At 43.8% G+C, this 763-nt stretch carries 1 protein-coding gene; it reads left to right on the plus strand.

What is annotated here, in order from left to right:
• Positions 1-762 (plus strand): catechol 1,2-dioxygenase (catA, locus tag AC1M87_RS14740; protein ID WP_481594116.1); only part of this gene is annotated, 762 nt, incomplete at its 5' end.
• Between the last annotated feature and the right edge of the window lies 1 nt (position 763).

Here is a 763-nt window from a genome sequence, read left to right on the forward strand (position 1 = left end):
GGTCTTGAGTACTTTACTGATGCTGGTCAAGCAAACGAATTAGGTCTTTTGGCTGCTGGTTTAGGTCTTGAGCATTTCCTTGATTTACGTGCAGATGAGAAAGATGCTCAAGCAGGTATTACAGGTGGTACTCCACGTACAATTGAAGGTCCATTGTATGTCGCTGGTGCACCAGAATCAGTTGGTTTTGCACGTATGGATGATGGTTCTGAAGAAGGCAAAATCCCAACTTTGATTATTGAAGGTATCGTTAAAGATACTGAAGGTAACATCATTGAAGGCGCTAAAGTTGAAGTTTGGCATGCAAACAGCTTAGGTAACTACTCGTTCTTTGATAAGTCTCAATCTGACTTCAACTTACGTCGTACGATCTTCACGGATGCACAAGGTCAATATACAGCATTAACCACAATGCCTGTAGGTTATGGCTGCCCACCAGAAGGTACAACTCAGTTTGTATTAGACAAACTTGGTCGTCACGGTAACCGCCCTTCACACGTGCATTACTTCGTCACTGCGCCTGGCTACCGTAAATTAACTACGCAGTTCAACATCGAAGGTGATGAATACCTTTGGGATGACTTTGCATTTGCAACGCGTGATGGCTTAGTGGCAACTGCTGTAGATGTAACTGATGAAGCTGAAATTGCTCGTCGTGGTCTGAAAGGTGCGTTCAAACATATTCAATTTGACATTGAATTAGTGAAAGACGTTGAAGGTGCGCCTTCTACTGAAGTTGAACGCCGCCGCGCATCAGCTTAAA

The organism is Acinetobacter sp. 24-47-62 (assembly GCF_056779765.1).